At 70.8% G+C, this 5,926-nt stretch carries 1 protein-coding gene; it reads left to right on the forward strand.

Annotated features, from left to right (window positions below; genetic code table 11):
- The coding region (locus WC493_RS21265) for a beta strand repeat-containing protein (protein ID WP_373068303.1) at positions 1-5,926 on the forward strand (5,926 nt) is incomplete at both ends.

Here is a 5,926-nt window from a genome sequence, read left to right on the forward strand (position 1 = left end):
CTGGTCGGACCAGGCGACCGCCTTCGCCGGCCGGGCGCTGGCGCGCGGCGGGGCGGCGGGCGGCAACGGCGGCCTGGTCGAGACTTCTTCGCAAGGCGTGCTCGGCGTCACCGGCTCGGTCGATGCTTCGGCGCCCCACGGCCTCGGCGGCCAATGGCTGCTCGACCCGTCCGACATCGACATCGTCGACACCGGCAGCCTGCCCAGCAATCCCTTCACGGCATCGGCGGCCAGCGCCACGGTCGGCATGGACTCCATCATCGCCGTGCTGACCACCGGGACCGACGTCACCATCGACACGACGAGCGCCTTCGGCAGCAACGGCGACATCACCTATACGGCGACGCCCGGCGCCTTCGCCATCGGCGGCGACGGCAGCGCGACCCTGACCCTGAACGCGACCCGCCTGGTCGACTGGACGGGCGACCTGGTGGTCAGCGGCGGCACGCTGAACCTCGATGTCAATGCGGGTGGCCAGATCAATGTCCAGTCGAGCACCATCGTCGCCGACAAGGTCGACCTGACCGGCTGCCTCACCTTCGGCGCGGATTGCGGCCTGCCCAGCTCCGGCCCGGTCGTGCCGATCGGCATCGTGCTCGGCACGTCCCGCGGCGTCACCACGACGGTCAGCATCACGGCGCGCGAGGTCGACCTGCTGGGCGGCCAGGGCGGCGTGTTCGCGGGCACCACTTCGGCCGTGAACGCCTCGCAGCTCCTGCATCTCCAAGGCTTCGGCGACGAGACCCTGTCGCTGCTCGGTACCATCAACCCGGGTGCCGGGGCGACCGCCCTGATCACGCCGGCCTTTTCCAATTCGAGCCTGGGCATCGCGGTCCGCGATGTTGCCGATACCAGCAACCTCGGCATCGACAACAACGACATCGCGGCCCTCGGCGGCTTCCAGTCGATCACGCTGCGCTCGGGCGCCGCGTCCTCGACCCTGGCGGCCACCGATCCGTCGGCCCCGGGCGACGTCCCGGACGTGGTGCTGTTCGGCACCTTCTCCGGTGCCACGATCGATCTGCCGACAGACCTGATCCTGGAAGCCCATGACGGCGGCGAGAGCCGGGTCAATTTCAACGTCCAGGTGACCGGCGGCAGCAACCTGACCCTGAGCAGCGAAACCTCGGCCGGCCTGTTCGCCGACGTGACCGTGGCCGGCGACATCACTGTGACCGCGCCCGCGATCCTGCTCGACGGCAGCTTCACCTCGACCGGCGGCCGTTTCGATGCGACCGGCACCGTCTCGGCCCGCCAGCCGACCGCGATCACCGCGGCCGACGGCATCCTGATCGACGGTACCCTGAGCGGCAATTCGTCCGACGCCATCATCACCGAGCCGGACATCGCCCTGACCGTCACCGGTGCGACCGGCAGCGTCACCGTGACCGGGGCGGCCGGCATCGGCGTGTCCCTGGGTTCGCTGACCGTCTCGGCGCCGGATATTTCGCTCGCCTCGGTCACCGCACTCGGCGCGATCGACCTGACCGGCGACACGATGGAACTGGCGGGCACCTATCTGGCCGGCAGTTTCCAGACCCACAGCGCCAGCGCCACGCCGCACAGCCTGACCCTGACCGGCGACGTCACGGTCCAGACCACCGGTGCGATCGGCATCGACGGCACGGTGGATGCGGACGGCGGGCTCGAGGCGCTCTCGCTCACCTCGACCGACAGCAGCATCCTGCTAGCTCAGGGCATCGGCCAGGGCGTCCGCCCGGGCAGCGTCATGATGAGCGCCGTGAACGGCGACGTCTCGACCGGCTCCGTGGCCGCAGCCAGCCTGATCTCGCTCACCGGCAGCACGGTCACCCTGACCGGCGCCACCTATGCCGTCTCCGCAGGCGACATCTCGATAACCGGCCCCGGCGGCGTTTCCCTGTTCCAGGACACGCTGCTCGACGCTTCCGGCGCCGGCAGCATCGACGTGACCGGCCCGGTCGGCCCCGGCGGCTCGGTCACCGCGGGCCTGACCGCCCTGGCCGGCCCGTCCGGCCATGTCACCTTCAACGATGCCCTCGGCAATATTTCGACCCCGCTCTCCTTCGTCGTCGCCTCGGCCGGCGGCGACGTCACCCTGAACGGGGTGGAGACCACGGGCGACCAGACCTATAGCGCCGCCAATCTCCTGTTCAACGCCGGCAGCTATCATTCCACGGGCGGTGCGATCGATGCGGGCGCGGCCGTCACCAGCCTGATCTCCGGCGACGTCTCGGTGATCGCCGATACCGGCGCGGTCACCTTCGGCGCGGTCGAACCCAATGGCGCCGGCGTCAACCGCCTGACCGCCACGGCCGGCACCACCCTCGCCTTCAACGGTGCCGTGGGCGGGCTCAAGGCCCTCGACTCCCTGACCGCCAGCGCCGGCACCTCGATCACCGCGAATGGCGTCGCCACCGTCGGCGACCAGATCTACACGGCGCCTCTGGCCACCTTCAACGCCGGCACCTACAGCAGCGCCGCGGGCTTCTTCGACGCCAGCGCCGCCGTACAGAGCCTGATCGCCGGCGCTGTCACCGTCGATGCCGGGGTCAATGTCGATTTCGCCGCGGTCGACGCCGCCAGTGCTTCGGGCAACAGCCTGACGATCAGGGCCACGAACGAAGCGGTGCTGGGCGGTTCGATCGGTGCGGCCACGCCGCTCGATTCGATCACCGTCACCGGCCTGAACGCGCTCGACGCCCATGGCTTGATCGCCACCGGCGCCGTCAGCCTGACTTCCGCATCGGTCAACCTGGTCGGCGGAACCCTCAGTGCCGGCACCGACTTCCTGATCGACGGCCCGGTCTTCCTGTTCACGGACAAGACGATCACCGCCGGCCGGCAGCTCACCATCACGGGCACGGTCGATCTGGACAGCAGCGCCGCACCGACCGACGGCCTGACCCTGACCTCGACCGGCGGTGACGTCACCGTGACCGGCGCGGTCGGCGGCACCCTGGCGCCGGACCATTTGATCGCCACGGCCTCCGGCAGCCTCGGCCTCGCCGACGTCACGACCACCGGCGACCAGACCCTGGCCGGCGCCACCATTGCGCTGAACGGCACGGCCTATCAGGCGGGCGGCAGCTTCCAGGCGACCGGGGCCACCACCCTGGCGGGCGACACCATGATAGACTCGGCCGGCGATGTCGATTTCGCCGGTACCATCCGCCGTGCCGGCGCCAATCCCGCCGGCCTCACCGTGACCGCCGGGACCGGCCGCACCATCACCCTGGGCGGTGCCGCCGGCACCCAGGCGGCCCCCCTCGCCTTCGTCGACCTCGGCTTCACGGCCGCCGATGGCGCCAACACGCTCTTCCTCGCCGGGATCGAGACCACGGGCGGGCAGACCTTCTCCGCCGCCACGGCGACTTTCGGCACCGGCATCTATCGCAGCACGGCCGGCGATTTCGACGCGACCGGCGTCGGGACCAGCGTGATCGGCGGCGCCGTCCAGGTCCTGGCCGGCAATGCGAGCTTCGGGAGCGTGGAAGGCGACGGTTCGGGCAGCGCCACGCTGGACGTTACGGCGACGGGCGACATCGCCCTCGGCGCGGTCGGCGCCACCACCCCGATCGACCGCCTGGTGGCGAGCGCGACCGGCCGGATCGATGCCGCGGCCCTGCGCGCGACCGGCGACATCCTGCTGACCGGATCGCCGGTCGCCTTCACCGCCGGCAGCTATCAGGCCGGCGGCCAGTTCCGGGTCTCCGGCCCCCTGCTCCTGGCCACCGAAACGACCGTCGCGGCAACCGGCGCCCTCACCGTCGACGGCTCGATCGACCTCGATTCGATCGCCGATCCGGTTGATGGTGTCACCCTGGTCTCGACAACGGGCGACGTCACCGTCTCGGGCGTGGTCGGCCTGATCGGGACGCCCGATCACTTCAGCGCCACGGCGAGCGCCGGCACGGTCACCGTCGACGGTATCCGGACGGCCGGGGACACCACCCTTTCCGGCACCACCGTCGCCCTGACCGGCGGCTTCTACGGGATCGGCGGCAGCTTCCAGGCGACCGGCGCCACCACGCTGGCGGTCGACACCACGCTGCTGGCCGGCGCCGACATTACCTTCACCGGCACGATCGATCGGGCGGCCGGCGCCGCCGCGGCCGGCCTGCGCGCGACCGCCGGCATGGGCGACAGCCTGACGGTGACAGGCGCCATCGGCCAGACCCGCAGCCTCGCTTTCCTGGAACTCACGGCCGGCAACCGCATCTCCCTGGCCGGGGCCACCACCACGAGCGACCAGGACCTGACCGCCCCGAACGGCATCACCCTGGCTGGCACCTATATCGCCGGCGGCGGCTTCACGGCGACCGGACCGACGATGGTAAGCGGTGCGGTCTCGCTCACCGCGGCGACCGGTCCGGTGCTGTTCGACGGCACGATCGATGGCCAGGACAGTCCGGGCGACACGATCACCGCCACGGCGACGCTGGGCGATCTGACCGTGACCGGCGCTGTCGGCGCAAACCAGCCGCTGGGTGCCGTGAGCTTGGCCGCGGGCGGCACGCTTTCGGCCGGCAATATCGACACTTTGGGCGCCCTGTCGTTGCGCGGCGACCTCGTCCGCCTCGCCGGCGGCACGCTGACCGCCGGCACGGCTCTGACGCTCGACGGGCCGGTCGATCTCGTGGCCACGACCGTGCTGCAGGCGGGGGACGACATCACGGTGACCGGCCGCATCGATACCGATGCGGCCGCCAGCCTGGCGGCCTCGCTGGGCGCCGTGTCGAGCGGGGGCGGCGTCGACCTGCAAGGCGCGGTCGGTGGCCTCCGCCATGTCGAGAACGTCTTGCTCAGCAGCGCGACCGGGTCGCACCTGGCCAATGTAGCGGCCGACGGTTTTCTCCTCGTCGCGGGCACTTTCGCCCTGACCGGGTCGACCTATGTCATCGGCGGCCTCACCGCCTTCCTCGGCGCCGGCACCCTGGCGCAGGACACCACACTGACCGCGGGCTATACCGTGGTCTTTTCCGACACCGTCGATGCCGCGGCCGGCCCCGCCTCGCCAGTCGGCCTGACGATCGACGCCGGCAGCAACGAGGTTCTGTTGGGCGGCCGCTTCGGCGGCGCCGGCGGCCTCGCCAGCCTGGCGGTCACCGGCGGCCAGATCGACGTCGGCTCGGACATCACGACGATCGGCGACCAGACCTATACCGCCTCCCTGGTCACCGTGGGCGATCCGGTCGGCGGCACTCTGGCCCTGCGCAGCACGACGGGCGACATCCATGTCGCCGGCCCGCTGATCATCGACGGCGCAGTCACCATGGTGGCCGGCCGGGACGTCAGGCTCGACGGCACGACCGACGGGGCGAGCGTCGGCAGTGTTGCAGCTCTGACCGGCGGCCTGACCATCGATGCCGGCCGCAATGCCCTCGTGCTCGGCCCCGTCGGCTCGATCTCGCCCCTTTCCGGCTTCTCGGTCACGGCGGGCGCGCTGATCGATCCGCCCTCGGTCTTCACGGTCGGGCCGCAATTCTATTCGGCCCCGGTCATCGTCCTGAGCGGCGATACCTATTCGACCGGCGGCGGTGCCTTCACGACGATGGGCGAACTCAGGCTGACCAGTTCCTCGGTCCTGATCGACACCACGCCACTCACCTCGGGGAGCAGCGGCGACATCACGCTGGAGGGGCCGAGTTATGGCCGTTCGGTCTCCCTGAATGCCGGCGAAGGCGCGATCAGCGCCGCCGACGTCGCTTTCGACGCCCTGACCGTGTACGGCGTCGAGGGCAGCGCCGACATGGGCGGCACGATCGGCGGACACAGGGGCCTCGCCGCCGCCCGTTTCGTCGAGCGGCCCGACGGCATCTCGAAGAGTTACGAGATCAACGGCTGTATCATGGGCACGATGTGCGGTGCCGAATCCGTCGGCGTTTCGGTGGTCGACTTCCAGCTGCCCAATCTCCTGCCGCAGTTGATCATGATGCCGCCGCCC

It is taken from the genome of Zavarzinia sp. (assembly GCF_041650655.1).
Lineage (GTDB): Bacteria > Pseudomonadota > Alphaproteobacteria > Zavarziniales > Zavarziniaceae > Zavarzinia.